The sequence below is a fragment of the Bdellovibrio bacteriovorus genome (genome assembly GCF_001592745.1).
GTDB classification, from domain to species: domain Bacteria; phylum Bdellovibrionota; class Bdellovibrionia; order Bdellovibrionales; family Bdellovibrionaceae; genus Bdellovibrio; species Bdellovibrio bacteriovorus_B.
The window spans coordinates 297,334-317,347 of sequence record NZ_LUKD01000001.1 but is presented as its reverse complement, the minus strand read 5'-3'; the positions used below and the strand labels follow the sequence as shown (position 1 = coordinate 317,347).

Below are 20,014 nucleotides of genomic sequence, written 5' to 3'. Positions count from 1 at the left end.
TTTGAAGATAGATGAAAAATTGGATGGGGTAGCAGGACTCGAACCTGCGAATGACAGAATCAAAATCTGTTGTCTTACCAACTTGACGATACCCCAATTAGAAGACTTACGAATCGCTAAATTACGGATTTTGCCCTGCAAAAGCAAGAAAAGATTCAATGCGTCAACAGATCGTTAAGAAGGGGACGCAAACCAAAAGTCCGGTGGCACCTTTTGGGAAAGATAACGCTGTGTAGACCCAAAAAAGAAGCAGGCACCCGAACAAAAAAAGCCCGTCGGGATCGACGGGCTTTAAAGGTTCCATGGGTTTTATTTGAAGCCGCCTCCCTTGTCTTCTCCACACCAGAAAACAAGTTGGCGATGAGCAGGGAACTTCAACCTTAGTAATCGTCGCCGTAGTCGCTGTTAGGCGCCTTTTGGCGTTTCAGATTTACGAGGGTTTCTCCCATGGATTTTAATTCTTTTTCATAAGCTTCAAAGATCAGATCTTCGATCATTGTTCGCGTTTCCTGATTTAACGGATGTGCGATATCGCGGAACTGACCATCTTTGCGTTTTTTACTGGGCATCGCCACGAAAAGGCCGCTGGTTCCCTGAATCACTTTCAGGTCGCGGACGACGAAACAATTGTCGAGAGTGATGGACACGTAGGCCTTAAGGCGGTCCTCATTGACTGGAAATACTTTGACCTCGGTGACTTTCATGTAGTGTCCCTTTCGCGGTGTCGTTCTTGTTGCAAACTTTGGAGCCATACTATGGTCCGTTATTCTTCTCGGAAGACCCGAAAAAAACTAAAGACCTAGGTCGAGGATTTTTTTAATTCATATTCAAAGCCCCGACCGCCTTGTCCCGGAGTGAGACAAAGTGCCCATTTGTATAGCATGTAAACAAAGAAATCCCATATTACGTATGCGTATTGACGCGCTAAAAATAAAAAAAGCCCACTTCAAAAAGTGGGCTTTTAACGCGCCGGATTCCAAAAAAGAAGCAGGCACCTTTTAGTTGGCGGTGATGTTGATGATTTGGATGCGGGTGTTGCGGGCGATTCTGAGGGTGTTGTCGCCTTTTTTGAGGTGTTTGAGGACATCTTTGGTGTTGTCCACAGGCTTTTTGTTCACATCTAGAACTACGTCGCCGACGCGCAGGCCTCCGCGGGATGCGGCGCTGGAGCGCTCGGTTTCAATCACGACCGGTTGTTTCATGTCTGAAGGAAGACCCCATTCTGTTCTTAGTTCTGGCGTTGGGTCCATCACAGAGAAGCCTAAATTGAATGGAGCTTTTTGACCTTCGTAAGATTTTGCCTGAGCTTTGACGATGCGTTTGTCTTCTGCGCGCTCAGCCACGTTCACTGACAATGAAACTTCTTTGTTGTTGCGGATGACTTTGGCTTTTGCCGGTTTTCCGATCGGGGAGTCAGCCACGGCATCCATCAAGTCTAAAGAGTTGCGGATGGTTTTTCCGTTAAACTCAGTGACGATGTCATAAGTTTTCATTCCTGATTTGAAAGCAGGTCCTTTCGGATCCATGTTTGTGATAACTGCACCACGAACATCACCAAGACCCAAGTACTCAGCAGCATCAGGATCCAAATCTCCCAATGCCGCGCCGATGTAACCTCTAGCAATCCTCCCTTTAGATTCAAGTACAGGAAGGATGGCTTTCACTTCATCGATAGGAATGGCAAAGCCAATACCCTGAGCGCGGGCATCGATGGCGGAGTTCACGCCGATGACTTGTCCTTTTGTATTTACCAGAGGACCGCCGGAGTTCCCCGGATTGATGCTCGCATCTGTTTGGATCAAAGGAATTTTATTGATTTCTGTGATGTCGCGACCTTTTGAAGAAACGATACCTTTAGTCATTGAGTGACCGTGGCCAAACGGATTACCGAAAGCGGTGACCCATTCACCCACTTCTAGATCTTTTGAAGAACCAAGAACAGCGTAAGGAAGCTTTTCGCCGGCTTTAGGGGTGATCTTAATTAACGCGATATCTGTTCTTTCATCGCTTCCGATCAACGTCGCTTCATAGACGTCTTTGGATTTTTCGTTCAGCTGAACATTGATGACATCGGCACCCGCGATCACGTGATTGTTGGTGATGATCAAACCATCTTCACGAATGATGAAGCCTGTTCCCAAGCCCATTTGTTGCGGACGCTGTTGCTGTTGAGGTTGTTGCATGCGGAAACCATAAAGCTGTTCCAACATATCAAGCATCGGATCACGACGACCTGGCATATTTTTAGGAAGAGCGGTGGTAGAGATATTTACAACCGCAGGGTTTACGGCTTTTGCCAACTCAACAAAAAGATTTCCCGGAAGAGGATCGCTGAGTTTTAATTTCGGTGCGTCTTTTGGTAAAACTGTTTGTGCTTCGGTCACCGGTGCAACCATGGACACCGCAAGAAGCAACACTAAGAACTTCTTCATACAAAGTCTCCTTTAGATGGACACGTACTTCATTTGCAAATCACTTATTAAGTTTTCCAAAAATTTGGTTTCATCGCCAGTCAGATTTCCTTTGGTCTTTTCTTGAAGCACCAGAAGAAGGTCGATATTAAAGCGAGCCATATTCTTGTCTTTGGATGTTTCGCCAGTTTGCGGATTGGGAGCTAGACCCATGGCCATAACAGCGGAAGAGGCAATGGACATGATAAGTACAGAAAAAGAGGCTTCTAATTTTTCACCCATAATTAAACCACCTTATAAAAGCTTGAGTTGTGAAATCCCTCTGTCAAGTTAGATGGGGTAGTAACCCATCAATTTTTGCAAACGCACTTCAATGGCAGGGTGGGATTTCAAAAATAAATTCTTTTGTTTAAAACCTTCTGGATTCACCATGAAAAGGTGACTTGTGCATGGCGGAATCTCTAACGGATTGGTCTGAGCCAACCCTTCCATGCGCCACAAAACTTCGCCCAGTCTTCCGCGATTTTCCAGAAGTTCTGAGGCCATCAAATCATTCTCAAAAAAAGATTTTTCGCCGACAACAAACTTAATAATGAGCCATCCTACCGGAGACAACAAAGGCATAAAGAACTGCAAGTTGTACGGAAGAAGATTGTCTAAGAATTGCCCCAAGCCCACGATGGAATTGGCGAGTGTACTGCTGACGCCAAATGCAAAAGTATCCAGGCGACGGATGTGACAAATTTGATGGGCGACCACGGCTTCTAATTCTTTTTCATCGAGCTTTTGTAAAAGTCCGGCAGTGAAGCCCAATGATCCGCGCTTCCAAGAATGCCCCACGCAGAAAGCATTCGCCGACGTGTGCGGTGTGATGTAGATCGCGGGAGCTGGCATTCCAAGTTCAGCAGAGATTTTTTCTACTTTAGAAATCAAACCCCAAGAGTCTTGGCCTTTAAGGCGTTTTGCATTGAGCTTCGCAAGAACGCGGCTTTCTCCGTAAAAGAAAACGAAGAAGTTTAATAGCAGCGACAGCAGGAAACCGATTAACAATCCCAGGCGTTCGCCCAACTGATAACCGACGACAAGAAGTGCTAAGCAGCTTGTAAGAATGAAGATCCAGACTTTTGTATTGTTGTTAATCATAATAATTTTGTCCCACTTTCTGCCGTCCTTGGCAAGGGTAGAGGAAGCACTGTCCTAGAAAGTCCAAGCTTGCGAACTTAATAGGAAAATTGTGAAATAGAGAGGTTATCTTCCGAGGAGGAATAGGTGAGCGAAGTTGACATCATGGCTCTGAATGCTGCCATCAAACAAGAAAGCCAATTTATTGAAAAAATGATGACGGAAATTAACAAAGTCGTCGTCGGTCAAAAAGAAATGGTGGAAGGCATCATGATGGGTTTGCTGACGGGTGGACACATCTTGCTAGAAGGTGTCCCTGGTTTGGCGAAAACTTTAACCATCGCCACGGTGTCGCAATCAATTTCTCTGGATTTCCAAAGAATCCAATTCACTCCGGATCTTTTACCTACGGATTTGATTGGTACGATGATCTTCAATCCAAAATCAGGGGAGTTCGCACCAAGAAAAGGTCCGATCTTCACGAACATCGTTTTGGCCGATGAGATCAATCGTGCGCCTGCAAAAGTTCAATCCGCACTTCTAGAGGCCATGGCGGAAAAACAAGTCACCATTGGTGAAGAGTCTTATAAACTTTCGAATCCATTCTTAGTGCTTGCGACTCAAAACCCGCTCGAACAAGAAGGAACCTATCCGTTACCGGAAGCGCAAATGGACCGTTTCATGTTCAAGATCAACGTCGTTTATCCAGGTAAAGGTGAAGAGCTTGAGATCTTAAACCGCATGGGTTCAAACGAAAAACCTGTCGTGAATCCGGTGATCTCGAAAGAAGATCTTCTAAGAGCTTCTGCACGCGCCGACCAAATTTACGTCGACGCAAAAATCAAAAACTACATTGTAGAAATCATCATGGCTTCACGTAAGCCGGGTGAGTACGGTCTTAGCCGTATCGCAAACTTAATCAATGTCGGTGGTTCACCGCGCGCGACGATCAGTTTGTATCGTGCTGCAAAAGCTCACGCATTTATTCGTGGTCGCGGTTACGTGACGGCAGAAGACGTGAAGGCGATTGCTTATCACGTGATGAGACATCGTCTGATCCTGACTTACGAAGCCGAAGCCGAAAACATCAAGTCAGACGACATCATCAAAGAAATCCTTAGCCAGGTTGAGGTTCCATAGTGAGTTTACCTCCAGAGGTCTTAAAAAAGGTTAAGCTCTTAGAGATCAACACAAGGAAGCTTGTGAACAATCTTTTTGCGGGCGAATATCACACGGCTTTCAAAGGCCAAGGGATGACCTTTGCAGACTTTCGCGAGTATGTGCCTGGAGATGACGTTCGTAGCATCTCGTGGCCCTTAACTGCGCGCACGGGAAAGCCTTATATCAAAACTTTTGAAGAAGAGCGTGAGTTGACCCTGATCTTAGCGGTCGACGTCAGTGGTTCCAGTGATTTCGGAACGGGTCCTTATTTTAAGGGCGAAGTGATGACTCATATGGCAGCTCTTTTGGCTTTCTCGGCCGTGAAGAATAACGACCAAATTGGCTTGTTGCTATTCAGTGACCAGGTCGAACATTTTGTGCCTCCGAAAAAAGGGCGTGGTCACGTTCATCGTTTGCTTCGTGATTTGTTTTATTATCAACCCAAAAGTCATCGCACGAAACTTTCTCAAGGCTTTAGCTATTTGCAAGGCGTTTTGAAAAAACGCGCAACGATTTTTGTGTTCAGCGATTTTATGGATCAAGGATTTGATCAAAGTTTACGACTTCTTGGCAGAAAGCATGACGTCGTCGCCTGTGTGGTGAACGATGCAGCTGAATACTCGCTTCCCAAAATGGGAGTCATCGAGGTTCAGGATGCTGAAACGGGTGAAGTCATCACCGTCGACACTTCATCTGAAGCGTTTCGCACTCAGTATGAGGAAGCTGTTCAAAAAAACAAGGAACAGCGTGATCGCCTGCTGCGTTTGTCGCAGGTGGAACGTGTCGATGTAAGATCCAGCGAAGACTACGTCAATCCGCTGGTGGCGTTTTTTAAGAAGAGAAAATAATGGCAGCTATTCAGTGCAAGACAGAAATACCTTCGGTCGAAGGATTGAACGACAACCAATTAACGGTGGGTCGCGAATTTCTTTTAGTCTGTGACGGAGAGTTCCCGAAAGACCTTGCCCAAGAAAAATTGCATTTCAATTTAAAGCCTGAAGAGAAATATCAAATTCATCTTTTGGGATTTGAGTTCAGAACCACCACTCAAGCCGATGTGAAAGTCACCGCTTACAAGGCCGGGAATTTTCAGTATCAAGATTTACAACTTTCCGATGGCACGACGACTCTTAGTTTGGGTCCGATTCAATATCAGGTAGAATCTGTTTTAGAAAAACCAGAACCTGGCCAGCCACAGGTGAAACAAGAGCCCTTTGGTCCTATTGGCCCTGCGTCTTTACCGGTGCCGATGTTGTACTGGGCTCTTTTGGCAGGTGTTATCGGATTAGTCATCCTTATGCTTGCGGGAAAAGTCTATCGCGTGGTTCAACGTCGTAACATGCTGGCGAAGTTGAAAGAGCATGACTCGGCGATGTCGCCGCTCGCGCAATTTCATCAAAACTTGCGTCGTCTTCAAAGAACGAACACCGTTTTCTTTGGTGGCAAGGCTGATCCGAACCATATTCCTGAGGCCATCACTTTAACCTATGACATGTTAAAACTCTTCCTTACTCGTCGCTATCAAATGCCAGCGATGGAGTGGAGTGACAGACTTATTTTAAAAGATCTTAAGAAGTATCATCGTGCCGTTTATGTCGAATACGGCCCTGATCTAAAGAATCTTTTTAAAGAGTACAACCGCGCTATTCAAGATAAAGAAAAATTGAATGAACAAGATGTTTTAAACATCACAACTCACTGCCGCTTATTGGTTGAGAAGATGGAGAGATTGCCATGACTTTTCATTCCTTAGCGGCTTTCTGGTTGATCCTTCCTTTGGTTTTAATTTTGGCGTGGGTTCTTTGGAAAAAAAGAACAAAGACGCCGACGTTGCAATTTGGATCTGTTGAACTTTTGAAATCAGTCAGTCCCAGCTTGCGTTCGCGACTTATGCATCTTCCCATGTTGCTTAAGGGCGTGGCACTTATTTTTGCTATCATCGCTTTAGCTCGTCCCCAAACAACGAATACAAAGATCCGTAAGAATGTCGAAGGTATCGATATCGTCATCTGTCTGGACGTTTCTGACAGTATGTTAATCGAAGATATGAAGCCTTTGAATCGTCTTGAAGCGGCAAAAGAAACGATTAAAAAGTTTATCGAAGCCCGAACTTCCGACCGTATCGGTCTGGTCGTTTTTGCGGGTGAGTCGTTCACTTTAGTTCCCCCGACATTGGATTATCAATTAATCCTTCAGCGCGTGGGTGAAATCACCAGTGCCTCCAGCGCCAAAATCAAAGACGGAACCGCATTAGGTGTTTCAATGGCAAACGCGGCGGGACGCTTAAAAGATTCTCAAGCAAAAAGCCGTGTTATGATCTTTATGACAGACGGTGAAAACAACTCAGGCACCATTGATCCAGAAACGGGCTTAGAGATCGCCAAAGGTTACGGCATTAAGGTTTACTCTATCGGTATCGGTAAAGACGGACCGACAAGAATCCCGGTTTACACTCGAGACATCTTCGGCCAAAAGATCAAAACTTATCAGCCGTTTGAAAGTGCCGTGAACGATGATCTTTTAGGTCGCATGGCTTCTGAGACCGGTGGTAAATATTATCGCGCGACAAATGAAGGCGCATTACAGAAAGTCTTTAACGATATCGACAATCTCGAAAAAACGAAAATCGACGTGAATAAGTTCACAAGTTACACGGAAGAATTTCCGCCTTACCTTGTGATGGCTTTAATCACTTATCTTATCGCCATCTTATTAGGAAGATCTTGGTTAAGGAGGGTGCCATAATGTTTCGCTTTGAAAACATCGCCGCCTTTAACTATCTTTGGTTGATTCCCGTTATTGTCGTGATTGGTTTCTTCTTTGACCGTCGCTCGCGGCAGGTTTTGCAAAGTGCGATTGGTAAAAGACTTTATCCATTCCTTTCAAGCTCCGTATCGTCAAAGAAAAGAGCTATTAAAAACATTCTGCAGCTTTTAGTCGTCTTTTTCTTCGTCTTGGCTTTGGCTCGTCCACAAATGGGTGAGAGTCAGCAAGAGGTGAAAAGTGAAGGTGTGGAAATCATCTTTGCCGTAGACGTCTCTGAAAGTATGACGGCGGAAGATGTAAAACCTTCGCGCTTGGCTCAAGCGAAATCAGAACTCAGTCGTTTGATCGATCTGATGCCGGGAAATAAAGTGGGCGTGGTGGCGTTTGCCGGTTCCGCGGCGTTGCTATCTCCGCTTACGAATGATCCGGGCGCTATCAAAATGTATTTAGAATCATTAGAACCTTCATCCGTATCTACTCAAGGTACGAACTTCACTGAAGCTCTTCGTATTTCTAAAGAGGCTTTTGAGCGTGGTGGCGTTTCAACGGACAACACGGTGAAAGTGACTCGCGTTGTTTTGATTGCCTCTGACGGTGAAGACCACGAGCAGGGCGCTTTGGATGAAGCTAAGAAAATGGCTGATGAAGGGGTTCGTATTTTTTCTCTCGCTTATGGAACTGAAAAAGGCGGAGCCATCCCTGTTCGTGACGGTATGGGTTTTTTAAAAGGTTATAAGAAAGATCGTCAGGGACAAACCATCATCACCACGGTGAAGGGCGATGCTTTAAGAGCTTTAGCTGAAGCGGGTAAAGGAAGTTTCTATTTTGCCACTTTCGGCGGCGATCAAACGAAGCTCTTAGTCGAAGACATTGGAAAATTGGAACGCACGCAATTTGATACGACGATGGCCGTGCAATACGAAGAGCGTTTTCAAATGATTTTATTCATAGGTATTTTGTTAGCTCTTTTAGAAATCTTCTTAGGCGAACGACGTCATTCTTTCCGTTTCTGGAAAGGACGCTATGAGGTGCCACCACAATGAGGAAGCTTTTAGTTCTTGCCCCTTTATTGTTTGTGGGATGTGGACCGGGAAGGCCGCATCTAAAAACATTGGAATTAAACCGCGAAGGCAATAAGCAGGTTCAAGCGCAAGCATACGGACCGGCGATGGATAAATATCTTGAGGCTTTGCGCTTTGATCCTTTCGTCGGGCAACTGCATTTAAATTTAGGGTTGAGCTTTGAGGGTCTGCAACAAGCTGAAAAAGCTCTGCAATCCTATCAGGAAGCCGAAAACTTGGCTTTAAAAGAAGAAAAGTTAGAGCTTGTTTTTATGGCGCGCTTTAACCGTGCTCAACTTTTAGGAAAAGCGAAGAAAGTGGATGAAGCTTTGGCCGTATATCAAAAGGCCTTAGAAATCATTCCGACGTCTAACGAAGTAAAAACCAATATCGAACTTCTGACTCAGTCCCAACAAGGACAGGGTGGAGAGAACAAACAAGATCAACAAAATCAGCAAGGCGATCAAAACCAGCAACAGCAGCAAAATCAAGACGGCAAAGATCAAAAGGATAAAGATCCCAAAGATCAAGAGCCCAAGGATGATAAGAAGCAAGTGCAACAGTCGCCGAAATACAAGCCTCGTCCTTTCCAAGGAAAGGAACTTTCAGAAGCTGATGTTAAAAAGATTCTGGGCGAGTTGAAACAGCAGGAAGAAAAAATCCGTGCTGAGTACAATCGCAAAGAAGTGAAGGAGCAGCCTCGTGACAAAGACTGGTAATTTCCTGTTCTTTCTAAGTGTCCTCATTTTTGGATTCTTCGCGCACGCCGCGCCGACAGTGCAGGCCACAGTGGATCGCAATGAAATCGGTCTTACTGACACTTTCACAGTGACCGTCTCTGTTGTATCGACAGAAGATCATGACATTGCAGAACCGCGCATTCCGGACTTAGATGGCTTTGATCTATTAAATAGTTCTCAATCCACGGCGGTGGCGCAGAAACTTGTCGGAACTCCGCAAGGAATGCAATTTCAAACACAAAGACGTAAAGAGTTTCATTACACGATGGGCCCGAAGCGTACAGGGCAATTAAGTGTGGATGCCTTTGAGGTCGTGGTGGATGGAAAAGTTCATCGCACAAAACCGATTCTTGTCACGGTGAGTGGACAAGGTTCGGCGGGAAGACCGCAGAAGCGTCCGACCCAACCTGGCTTCGATGATCCGTTTGAAGCTATGGATCAAGCCGATGAAGAGATCTTCAATCAGCTTTTAAGACAGCGCCAAAGACTCTTGCAACAACAGATGGGTCAAGTTCCTGATGACATGAATTGGCCATCCGCAAACACCGGACTTCCGGAAGCGGCTTTCCGAAGTCTACCAACGAATCCCAACGAAGCCTTTTTTATTTCTGTTGAAGTGGACAAGACCGAAGTTTATGAGGGCGAACAAGTCACTGTGAACTGGTATATTTATACCCGCGGACAGATGGAAACTTTGGACCGTTTGAAATTCCCAAGCTTAAAAGGTTTCTGGAAAGAGATTATTGAAGAAGTTCCGTCTATTCAATTCACAGAAGAAGTTGTGAACGGAGTGGCTTGGAAGAAAGCTTTGCTGGCATCTCATGCTTTGTTTCCGATCAAACCCGGTCGCGCGGTGATTGATGAATATAAAATCAAATCTCGCGTAAGGACTTTAGCGCAGTTTGGTGGTTTTTACGGGAAGCCTTACGAGTACACAAAAAGTTCGGCTCGTGTCGACATCAAAGTAAAACCTCTTCCGACGGAGGGACGTCCGCAAGATTTTACCGGCGCTGTCGGGCAGTTTGAAGTTCACTCGAGCGTTGAAAATCAAACAGCTCCAGTGAATCAACCTGTAAGTCTGAAAGTGCGCTTTGAAGGCGCAGGGAATGCGAAAGTCATCGATCTTCCCGCGATTGCATGGCCGACGGGTCTTGAGCAATACGACACTAAATCAGAATCGAAGTTCTTTAAAAACGGTCGCAGCTACAAAGAATTTGAAGTTTTAGTCATTCCTCGTCAAGAAGGCGACATGGTGATTCCTGCTTTGAGTGTCAGTATGTTTGATCCTCAATCGGGTAAATACTATATGCGCACGACTCAGCCGATCACTTTAAAAGTCGTGAATAATCCCAATGCGCCCGTCGGCTCCTCATCTCGTTTAGCAGATGGAAAGACACCGACGAAACCGGCAGTTGTGGAAAACAAACTTCCAGATCCGGTAATGAATTGGGAGCCTTCGACCGAGGCCAGCGTTCTTTATCGTCCTTGGTTGTGGGCGATTATTTACGGAGCTATGGGATTGGGGTTGTTAGTTAAAGCGCAACGAGAGTTCGGATGGGGGCGTCGTCGTCGCACATTGAAAGAACTTGTTCACAAACGCTACAAGCAAGTCGACAGTGCTCTTGGGAAAAACGACTACCGCAAGGTGGGTGTGGAGATGACGAATATTTTCTACCTGGTTTTAGGCGAGGTCGCTGGTGAAGGTGGAGCTTCCCAAGAAATCGAAAGACTTTTAGGTTTAATGCCACCAAGTCTGCGTAGAGATCATGGAGATGAAATCGCCAAGAACTTTGAGATCTTTCAAACGATGAGCTTTGCGCCGGAAGAAATGCTGGGGTCGCTAAAGGATCCATCGACGATGAAAACCAATGTCGAGAAAGCAAAAAAAGTTATCAGCTCTGTGATTTCAGCGGTCGAAGTAAAGTAAGAATCAAAAAAGGGGTTTGCTTAATCAGCAAGCCCCAATTTCTTTTTAATCATCTCTAAATCTTGATTCTGTTTTTCAAGCCGCATCTTCAGTAAAGTATTTTCTTCTTTCAAAGAAGAGACTTCACGTTTTAGTGCAGACACCTGCTCTTGAGACATTTCACATTTGCCATTGAGTTCCTGAACAGCATTGACGGTCGCCCAGTGAATAGGATCGACGTTCAACTCTAAATACCCATCCGGACGAACCTTGACGGCATCAGGAATTACTTTTTGTACTTCCTGCGCAATAAATCCTGTCATCTTATGCTTCGAAGAAAGCTTTAAAGGGTTGTCTTTCTTGTAGGTAAAACGCACGGTATGAAGTTTTAAAATTTCATTCAAACCGTATTCGTAATCTCCTTGAATATCTTTAAGTCGAATATCTGACGTATTCGTCCAAGCTGTTCCCGTACTTAATCCCGCCGTTCCTTCCACTTGAAGATTGTGTGTCGGTGTTGCGGTTCCAATACCGATCCTGCCTGCAAAATACGACGGTGCTGTGGCATCATTCGCCCAGATGGACCATTTCGCAGTGGCGCTGACAGAACCCAAATACAATCCGTAACCAGTGGCAACAGTTCCACCATTGGGGTTGTAGACATCGGCGTAATATCCATAGGCCTTGTCAATCGTTCCCGTGCCGTCATTCCAAATTTGACTGAAAGTACCGTAAGCATTGGTGGTGGTGCCAGCTCCCGCATTAAAGACCTGATTGAAATTACCGTGTGCATTTGTGATGGTTCCTAAACCATTATTAGAGGCCACCGTATAAGTTCCATACTGCGTAGGCAAAGTGTTGCCGGCATCATGAGTCGTCTTTGATAAAACTCCGTATTGGGACGCCGCCGTTCCCGAGTTGGTCGAGGAAGCAAAAAGTGCGTGTTGGTTCGTCACCGTTGAGCCACTCGAATTGACTGCGGTGCCTTGATAAGCCGTTTGAACGGTGACGGTCCCTGAAGATGTATTTGTCACAGAAGAGCTTGTTCCATACTGGTTTCCAAGAGTTGTGCTTGCGCTTGCCGAAGCCGTCACCTGAAACCCGGCCTGACTGGTTGCTGTACCTTCTTTCAAGAGGCTTCCGACAATGCCGCCCACTTGGTTGCTGACGGTGCCGGACCCATTCTTTGTATTGATAACCATAAGGCCACGCGTCCCCTGCAAATTGAATGCGCCCGTGTTGGAGTTAATATCAAAGACGGCGGCGTTATATTGACCCGTGCCATTCGCAGTTTGTGTAGGTTGACTAAGGACCAACAGACTCGCTTGTTGGCCCGTCGGCAAATCGATGGCATCATTCACTAAAACCTGCGTCGGCGTGAGTGCTGCGGCCGTTGACGAGGCTGTGGCGAGTAATGAGTTCTGAACAGTAAACGGGGCTGGCGGTGTTGAAGTTTGCACTCCTACTTGCCCCGAGCCCAGGATGCTCAATCGGGGAGAATTATTTGTTAGAAGACTAAGATTGAAAGCATCTTTTAAACCAATGGAAGAGTTCGCAGAAAATGTATTTCCACCATTAATCAAGACGCCATCAGCACCCGTTGTCGGTAAGTCCGAAGAAGCGATCGCGCGAAAACTAGGAGCGCCGCCTGCGGTCGGGGCTGCAAAAAATGTTTTCGCTGTTTGCGAAGCATAGGTGATTTTAGAATCGGGAATTGCAATGTCGGCGCAAATGTATTTATCTGTCGCCGATTCCCAATTCAAAGTTTGCGCTGTCGTGCAGGTTGTTGGAAAGAAGGTCGTATTGCCGGCGGCGGTCGATCGCACATCTGAGATTGTCACAAACCCCGGAGCCCAACCCGTGCCATCAAATTTTAAAAGATTGTTTGTTGCGGTAGGTGTTGTTGAAGCCACGGCCACACCACGAAGTTTGACAACATCAGGGCTTGGATAAGTCCCGCCAAGGTCTCCGCCTGCGGTGCCTGTAGGGTTTCGTGAGTCCGTAAAGCGCGAATCATTCCCCGCGGCGACCGTATTCGCCGTCGTGCCAACATTTAAAGTTAATGCGGGAGTCGAAGTTCCATTTGTGACACTTAAATAGGAATTAGTCGAAGTCACATTGGTAACGGTTCCGCCGTTAGATCCCGTCACACCTTCGCACGTCAAGGCAGATCCGGACCACGACAGAAATGTTCCTGCTCCGCAGACGGGAAGCCCTGTTTTAATAACAAAGTCTGATGCTGATTTGCCTTCTAATTTTGCTGCTGAGAAAGCAAAAGGGACAGAGTGTATTTCTAAAGCAGGTGTGATCGACTTCCAGGTAGATCCGTCAAAAAATTGAACACGCAGTTTGCGCGTCTCGATCGCCGTCGGCGTGATCGGAGCGGTGCCATCACAATTTATAGAAACACCACTTTGAAAGGCCTCACTCAGTTGAAAAGCGGTGGTGGGATAGATTTTTGTGCCACTACCAATGGAGATATCAAAAACACCTTTGGTCGCAGAAAGGTTTACACCGTTCACCTGTTCACGGTACATGATGCAAGTCTCTGCCGCATTCGTGATCTCAAAACTAAAGCTGACATTATTATATAAAAGAGGAGTGCCATCGTCTTTCAAGATGCGCCCTTGATAATTCAAAGAATTAGGCGTAGCCCATAGCAGAGCCGGTATGAGAGCCCATATCAAAACGTTCAGCGGGAATAAAAATCTCATGCAAACGTTTCGGAATATTATTAAGAACTCTTGATCAGGCTGTCTACTTTTGGATCGCTAGAAGGACGAGAGGTGTATATTACTTATGGCGTTCTCTAAGAGAGCGATCCCATTTATTTTTTGATGTAGTAATTTGGGTCTAATTCAGTATGTCGACGGTCGACCGAAGTTCCATTATGACCGTGAGACTCTTTTCCTAAAGAAAGCTGCGCCCCTTCTTCGGAAATTTGCAAAAGCGTGAATCGAGTTTCGTCGGTGCGTGGTGGAGCATAGTCATCACAGATCAAGTCCGTGACGATTTTCTTTTCTCCCGTTTTCCAGTCATGAAACCCACAGTAGGCAATCATATTTAAAGCTTCTGTCACAGTGTCCGTCAAAGTGGTGTAGGAGGCTTGCTTCGCTTGAAGATCCAAGTTCACACCATCAATGGTAGCCGCAAACTTTTCTTCATAAATGATGTAAGGCTTAGAACAGCTTTCATCTTCATATCCTGTGTGCGTGAAGGTCCAATCTGAATTTTCAATATTTAGAACCGAAGCCAAAAAGTCCGTGTCGTCTTCATAACATGAACGCAGAAATTCACCTTGTGGGTTGACAGGGTTTGCGAAGACGAAGTTGGAAAAAAATGTCATAGCAAGAAGAAGTGTTTTCATAGAATCGAGCTTATTAAGAATTCGCGAAATAACAAGACAAAAAGCCCATGGCAGCAGGCAAAACTGTGTTTCGTCAAATCCATAAGAGTAAAATAGGGGTGTAAAGACATTGGAGGAGTTATGAAAGATTTCTCTCACTACCACAAACCCACGTCATCGGAATTGAAACACAAACTCAATCCCTTGCAATACGAAGTCACACAGATGGAAGGCACCGAACGACCGTTTTCAAATAAATACTGGGACAATCACGAAGAAGGTATTTACGTCGATGTCGTTTCTGGCGAGCCTCTTTTTAGTTCGTTAGATAAGTTTGATTCTTCTACCGGATGGCCTAGTTTCACCAAACCTTTGGATGAATCCTATGTCACGACGAAAGTAGACCGCAGTCTTTCTGTGCCACGCATTGAAGTGCGCAGTAAACTCGCGGACTGCCACCTAGGTCATATCTTTAATGACGGCCCGGCCCCCACAGGCAAACGTTACTGTTTAAACTCTGCCGCGCTTAAGTTCATTCCCGTCCGCGATTTAGAAAAAGAAGGCTACGAAGAATATCTGCCTTTATTTAAGAAACAAAAGGATGGCGAGCCCGAGGCTGGCGCGCCAGGTTATTAGGCATTCTCAATGCGCTTTCGTTTTGAAAAGGTCAGGGCTTTGTCGTTGGCATTCCTGATAAAAACACCTAAACATGCCTTCGCTAATTAAATAACGGAGGCATTTTTATGCGTATCTTACTTGCACTTGTTATGGTGTTGTCGGCGTCTTCTGCATTGGCAGCAGGCTGCGATAAATACATCCGCAACGAACGTTTAACAACAGCGATCAAAACAGTAGCTAAGCACACTCAATGGGGCTACCAAGAAATGTGCAACCACCCAATGATCTTGGACGTGGAAGCGACACCCACTCACACTATTGAACTGGTGAACGGGGAGTACGAAGAAATTCCTCACACACGTGTTCAACTTCACAGAGCTGAAGACAGCTGCTTGTACATGGTTCGTGATGCGTCACAAACTATCACTTCAAGTCGTTGCTATTCTGGATTCTAATTCTTATTTAGATTTGGAAATAAAAAAAGGAGTCGAAAGACTCCTTTTTTATTTTCAGATGTGCTTTTGCAGAACTATCTAAAATCGTAGCGGAAATAGAGCATAAAGATCATGTCGATTTTATTAGTTTTGATGTTCTTAAGATTGTAATCGACATAGTTCAAAAGTTTTCCATGCTTTTGCATGATTCTAAAACCGATTCTCCAGTTGTTTTTTCCTGTCGAAATATCTGCATAACCGGTGCCTTCATAGCCTGTGTTATAAAGCTTCGACTCATGACCTAGCTCCGCACGATAAGTCAGTGATGATGGAGAGCTTTGACACCACAAAATACCACCAACATTCGCTGCAACGTAGCTGGCTTCATTGATTGTAGAGCCGCGACCGCCACTTTCTGCAAATGCACGCACGCGACACATATTTTTCGCCATCAGATATTCTTTAGCGATACCAACGTACAATCCCAAGATCGCACCATTGCGAGTGTCTTTGCCGTTATCTACGTTGATGGGAGTTTTCATTTTGCCATTCTGGGCTTTATTGATCAACGCGTGGAACTTCGCCTGTTGAGTCGCGCCTTCAAGATATCCTCCTGGAGAGTCGGATTTAAGTTGTTGCCATCCAGCTTCCGCTTTCCAGTAAAAAGTCTTACCGCGGTTTTTATCGATATTATCTAGAACGATTTTAAGAACGTTTTCATTCGTAAAATGCTGGCTGACGTAACGGCCACCATCAGGCAGTTTGTAAGCCGTCCCATCGATCGGTTGAGTATAAAGGTCCGACGAGTATTCAAAACTCATGTAGTGACCTTGCGGCAAGAATCCGCCGATCACGATTTTTGAACCGTGCGTGTAGCCGTTGTCATCGGTCTCAGCCTCAACACCAACAGGGCTCAACACATTGTAGTCGTTTGTTAAAGCTAAATAGATGCTGACTTTACGAGGACGATCAAAATTTTCTCCAGGCAAGTAGCTTTTAAAAAGATCCGGGACTTCACGGAAGTCATCAAAATCAATTTTCAAAATCGTGTTCAAGCTTTCTTTCTGCACATACAGATGGGATTTGATCATATTGGCTTCGTACGCCTTAGATTGATCAAAGGGAACTTGCCAGTAGTGGTCGGGACTTGAAGAGGGAAGCTGCCAAAAGGAATTCTCTTCGGCGAAGGCCGACGGAGACATAAGAAGCGAAAGAGCGAGAACCGCTTTGTGCAGCATAAAACCACCTTTTGAAAGTGGCACTAGAGTTAAAGCACAAACATGAGAATAGCTATGCGTATTCAGGGCTCGAAGTTTTTTACCAAAAACAGTCAAAACTTCAGACAGTTTTCACTCTTAGGAATTGCTGGAACGGGAGATTTTTACTCTAACAGTTCTTTAATAAAGCGCGGAACTTCTGTCGAAGCACGTCCGACAAAATGAGCATCAAACGCAGGAGAGATCTCGGTGTCTTTCAAATTGATCTCAATCTTTTTCGCCTTCCACGCCAAGCGCACAAAGCCTGCTGCCGGATACACATTGCCACTGGTGCCGATGGAGATAAAGTAATCAGCTTTGTCTAAAGCCGCATAGATTTCTTCCATGTGGTGAGGCATTTCCCCAAACCACACGATATCAGGGCGCACGCCGCCTTTTCGCCCACAGGCCTCGCAGCTTTGGTCGACCGCCAAATCTTCGTTCCATTCGTAATGCTCATCACAATGGAGGCAGAAAACCTTGTCCAGTCGACCATGCATGTGGAGTAAGTGGGAAGAGCCGGCGCGGCGATGGAGGTTGTCGACATTCTGGGTGACTAGCAGGAAGTCCCCCTCCCACAGGCGTTCTAATTCAGCTAATGCGAGATGAGCCGGGTTTGGCTGGATTTTCGGGTCTTTCAGTTGAGCCCGTCTCAGGTTATAGAAGCGCTGAACCAACTTGGGGTCTCGAGCAAAAGCTTCAGGTGTGGCGACGTCTTCAATGCGGTGCTCTTCCCAAAGGCCGTCCTGGTCGCGAAATGTGCGAATCCCGCTCTCTGCCGAGATTCCAGCCCCCGTTAGGATGACGATGTTCTTAAATAGTCTTAAGTCCATTTATGCCTCGCGCAAAGCCGCGGATTCGTTGAGCTTTCAACTGATTTTCATTATGATCGGGCGTTCTTCAAAGAAAGGCAATAACAATGGCTTCGAAAATCGAAACGTCACCAGAAATGGTACAGAACGTTTACAAGAAGACAGCTGAAAGATTGGCTGTAGTTCGCAATCGTTTGAACCGCCCTTTGACATTGGCGGAGAAAATCTTGTTTGGTCACTTGGATGATCCACAAAATCAAGAGTTGGTTCGTGGAGAAAGTTTTCTTCTTCTAAGACCAGACCGTGTAGCGATGCAAGATGCGACAGCGCAAATGGCTTTGTTGCAATTTATGCTTGCGGGTAAAGATGAAGCAGCCGTTCCTTCAACAGTTCACTGCGATCACTTGATCCAAGCTTACAAAGGGAAAGACGCTGACATGGCGGCTTCCAACATGTCGAACAAAGAAGTTTTCGAATTCTTGGCGACGACATCTTCTCGTTACAACATCGGCTTCTGGAGACCCGGCGCCGGTATCATTCACCAAGTGATCCTTGAAAACTACGCGTTCCCAGGTGGCTTGATGATCGGTACAGACTCTCACACTCCGAATGCGGGTGGTTTGGGTATGTGTGCTGTGGGCGTGGGTGGTTCTGATGCTTCTGACGTGATGGTAGGACTTCCTTGGGAAGTTAAAAATCCAAAACTTATCGGTGTTCACTTGAAAGGTAAGTTGGGCGGTTGGGCTTCTGCGAAAGACGTGATCTTGAAACTTTGCGGAATGCTGACTGTAAAAGGTGGAACGGATAAAATCGTTGAGTACTTCGGTGAAGGCACTTCTTCCATCTCTTGTACGGGTAAAGCCACAATCACAAACATGGGTGCCGAGTTGGGTGCGACATGTTCTGTATTCCCGTATGACGAGCGCATGGGCGCTTACTTGAAATCAACAGGCCGTGATCAATTGGCGTCTATCGCTGATGCTCACAAAGACATCTTGTCTGCGGATGCAGACGTTGTTGCAAATCCTGGTAAATACTTCGACGAAGTTTACGAAATCGACTTGTCTGCTTTGGAACCACACCTTGTAGGTCCTCACACTCCAGACTTGGCTCGTCCTATCTCTGCTCTTAAAAAAGAAGTGGCAGAAAAAGGTTACACAGCGAAAATCTCTTCAGCCTTGATTGGTTCTTGCACGAACTCTTCATACGAAGATATCGGTCGCGCCGCTTTCGTAGCGAAACAAGCTATGGATATCGGCGTGAAAATGAATCAACCGTTCTTGGTTTCTCCAGGTTCAACACAAATCCAAAAGACCATTGAGCGCGACGGTCAAATGACGACGTTCAACGAAGTGGGTGCGACTGTTCTTGCGAACGCTTGCGGTCCTTGTATCGGTCAATGGAAACGTGACGACGTAAAATCGGGAGAGAAGAACACGATCGTGACTTCTTTCAACCGTAACTTCCGCGCTCGTAACGACGCGAACCCAGAAACTTTGGCATTCATCGCTTCTCCAGAGATCGTGATGGCATTGGGTCTTGCAGGTCGTTTGGATTTCAACCCAGCGACAGACGAACTTGAAGGACCAAAAGGTAAAATCAAGTTGCAAGCTCCGGTAGCTCCAGAACTTCCAGCTCAAGGTTTCATCCCTGATACGGAAGGTTACCAAAAACCAGCGGGTGCTCAGGCGCAAGTGGCCGTCAGCCCGACTTCAGAGCGTCTGCAACTTCTTTCTCCGTTCACGAAATGGGATGGTAAAGACTTCGTTGATAACTACGTTTTGGCAAAAGCTAAAGGTAAGTGTACAACGGATCATATCTCTCCGGGCGGTAAGTGGTTGAACTACCGTGGTCACTTAGACAACATCTCTAACAACATGTTGTTGGGTGCGGATAACGCATTCACGGGTGAAATCGGTAAAGGTCGCAACTTAATGACGGGTCAAACAGGTGTTGAGTTTGCTCAAGTCGCGCGCTCATACCAAAAAGCCGGCAAAGGCTGGGTGATCATCGGTGACGAAAACTACGGTGAAGGTTCTTCTCGTGAGCATGCAGCGATGTCTCCAAGATTCTTGGGTGCCACGGCTGTTGTGACGAAGTCCTTCGCTCGTATCCATGAAACAAACTTGAAAAAACAAGGTGTATTAGCTTTGACTTTCGTAAATCCAAAAGACTACGACAAGATCCAAGAAGAAGACCTTGTAAGCCTAGTAGATCTTAAAGATCTTGCTCCAGGTAAAAACGTGAAGATGATCCTTAAACACAAGGATGGTTCTTCTGAAGCTATCGAGTTGAAACACACTTACAACGCAGAACAGTTGAAATGGTTCCGCGCGGGAAGTGCGTTGAATTTGATTCGCGGACTTTAATTTAAATCTTTA

The 20,014-nt window shown here is 45.8% G+C and carries 17 protein-coding genes, 1 tRNA gene and 1 pseudogene; 10 read left to right on the top strand and 9 right to left on the bottom strand.

The annotated features are described in order from the left end of the window. Positions 1-20: 20 nt before the first annotated feature. From AZI87_RS01495 to AZI87_RS01475, 5 genes are all read right to left on the bottom strand, one after another. Positions 21-96 (bottom strand) — tRNA-Gln (locus AZI87_RS01495). Positions 97-380: 284 nt separating this feature from the next. Continuing rightward, the gene (gene spoVG / locus AZI87_RS01490) at positions 381-704 is read right to left on the bottom strand and encodes a septation regulator SpoVG (protein ID WP_041872822.1); all 324 of its coding nucleotides are present in this window, start codon (positions 702-704) and stop codon (positions 381-383) included. Between the two features lie 294 nt (positions 705-998). Then, a complete protein-coding gene (locus AZI87_RS01485; RefSeq protein ID WP_063204677.1) occupies positions 999-2,432 on the bottom strand; it encodes a trypsin-like peptidase domain-containing protein in 1,434 nt (477 codons plus the stop codon). Between the two features lie 12 nt (positions 2,433-2,444). Further along, entirely contained in the window at positions 2,445-2,693 is a 249-nt protein-coding gene (locus AZI87_RS01480; protein WP_063204676.1) for a DUF1844 domain-containing protein, read from the bottom strand. Between the two features lie 48 nt (positions 2,694-2,741). Beyond that, positions 2,742-3,554, bottom strand: a complete 813-nt coding sequence (locus AZI87_RS01475; protein ID WP_063204675.1) for a M56 family metallopeptidase — start codon at positions 3,552-3,554, stop codon at positions 2,742-2,744. Positions 3,555-3,680: 126 nt separating this feature from the next. Between AZI87_RS01475 and AZI87_RS01470 the strand changes: the two genes are divergently transcribed. Genes AZI87_RS01470 through AZI87_RS01440 form a run of 7 tightly spaced genes read left to right on the top strand, consistent with a single transcriptional unit; the run spans position 3,681 to position 11,188 of the window. Beyond that, entirely contained in the window at positions 3,681-4,673 is a 993-nt protein-coding gene (locus AZI87_RS01470; RefSeq protein ID WP_081112094.1) for an AAA family ATPase, read from the top strand. Next, a complete protein-coding gene (locus AZI87_RS01465; RefSeq protein WP_063204674.1) occupies positions 4,673-5,542 on the top strand; it encodes a DUF58 domain-containing protein in 870 nt (289 codons plus the stop codon). Before AZI87_RS01470 ends, AZI87_RS01465 begins: the two co-directional genes overlap by 1 nt. Beyond that, a complete protein-coding gene (locus AZI87_RS01460; protein WP_063204673.1) occupies positions 5,542-6,432 on the top strand; it encodes a hypothetical protein in 891 nt (296 codons plus the stop codon). Before AZI87_RS01465 ends, AZI87_RS01460 begins: the two co-directional genes overlap by 1 nt. After that, positions 6,429-7,439, top strand: a complete 1,011-nt coding sequence (locus tag AZI87_RS01455; RefSeq protein WP_063204672.1) for a vWA domain-containing protein — start codon at positions 6,429-6,431, stop codon at positions 7,437-7,439. Before AZI87_RS01460 ends, AZI87_RS01455 begins: the two co-directional genes overlap by 4 nt. Beyond that, entirely contained in the window at positions 7,439-8,503 is a 1,065-nt protein-coding gene (locus AZI87_RS01450; protein WP_063204671.1) for a vWA domain-containing protein, read from the top strand. The genes AZI87_RS01455 and AZI87_RS01450 overlap by 1 nt, the downstream gene beginning before the upstream one ends. Beyond that, complete coding sequence (locus AZI87_RS01445) at positions 8,500-9,240, top strand: tetratricopeptide repeat protein (protein ID WP_253696323.1); 741 nt, start codon at positions 8,500-8,502, stop codon at positions 9,238-9,240. The genes AZI87_RS01450 and AZI87_RS01445 overlap by 4 nt, the downstream gene beginning before the upstream one ends. Continuing rightward, positions 9,224-11,188 carry a BatD family protein gene (locus tag AZI87_RS01440; protein WP_063204670.1) on the top strand — a complete coding sequence of 655 codons (1,965 nt, stop codon included), beginning with the start codon at positions 9,224-9,226 and terminating at the stop codon, positions 11,186-11,188. The genes AZI87_RS01445 and AZI87_RS01440 overlap by 17 nt, the downstream gene beginning before the upstream one ends. A gap of 20 nt (positions 11,189-11,208) precedes the next feature. Here the strand turns inward: AZI87_RS01440 and AZI87_RS01435 are convergent, their stop codons facing one another. Then, positions 11,209-13,881, bottom strand: a complete 2,673-nt coding sequence (locus tag AZI87_RS01435; protein ID WP_081112093.1) for a tail fiber domain-containing protein — start codon at positions 13,879-13,881, stop codon at positions 11,209-11,211. A 113-nt stretch (positions 13,882-13,994) separates the two neighbouring features. Then, a complete protein-coding gene (locus tag AZI87_RS01430) occupies positions 13,995-14,534 on the bottom strand; it encodes a hypothetical protein (RefSeq protein WP_063204668.1) in 540 nt (179 codons plus the stop codon). A 138-nt stretch (positions 14,535-14,672) separates the two neighbouring features. Here AZI87_RS01430 and msrB point away from each other — a divergent pair. Both msrB and AZI87_RS01420 read left to right on the top strand, forming a co-directional pair. Then, positions 14,673-15,149: pseudogene (gene msrB / locus AZI87_RS01425) on the top strand (peptide-methionine (R)-S-oxide reductase MsrB); the annotation flags it as partial. Between the two features lie 107 nt (positions 15,150-15,256). Continuing rightward, complete coding sequence (locus tag AZI87_RS01420) at positions 15,257-15,586, top strand: hypothetical protein (RefSeq protein WP_063204666.1); 330 nt, start codon at positions 15,257-15,259, stop codon at positions 15,584-15,586. A 74-nt stretch (positions 15,587-15,660) separates the two neighbouring features. Here the strand turns inward: AZI87_RS01420 and AZI87_RS01415 are convergent, their stop codons facing one another. Both AZI87_RS01415 and cobB read right to left on the bottom strand, forming a co-directional pair. Continuing rightward, positions 15,661-16,803 carry a hypothetical protein gene (locus tag AZI87_RS01415; protein WP_063204665.1) on the bottom strand — a complete coding sequence of 381 codons (1,143 nt, stop codon included), beginning with the start codon at positions 16,801-16,803 and terminating at the stop codon, positions 15,661-15,663. Positions 16,804-16,946: 143 nt separating this feature from the next. Beyond that, positions 16,947-17,654: a Sir2 family NAD+-dependent deacetylase gene (cobB, locus tag AZI87_RS01410; protein ID WP_063204664.1), complete on the bottom strand. Its 708-nt coding sequence runs from the start codon at positions 17,652-17,654 to the stop codon at positions 16,947-16,949. An 86-nt stretch (positions 17,655-17,740) separates the two neighbouring features. Between cobB and AZI87_RS01405 the strand changes: the two genes are divergently transcribed. Then, a complete protein-coding gene (locus AZI87_RS01405) occupies positions 17,741-20,002 on the top strand; it encodes an aconitate hydratase (RefSeq protein WP_063204663.1) in 2,262 nt (753 codons plus the stop codon). Positions 20,003-20,014: the final 12 nt, after the last annotated feature.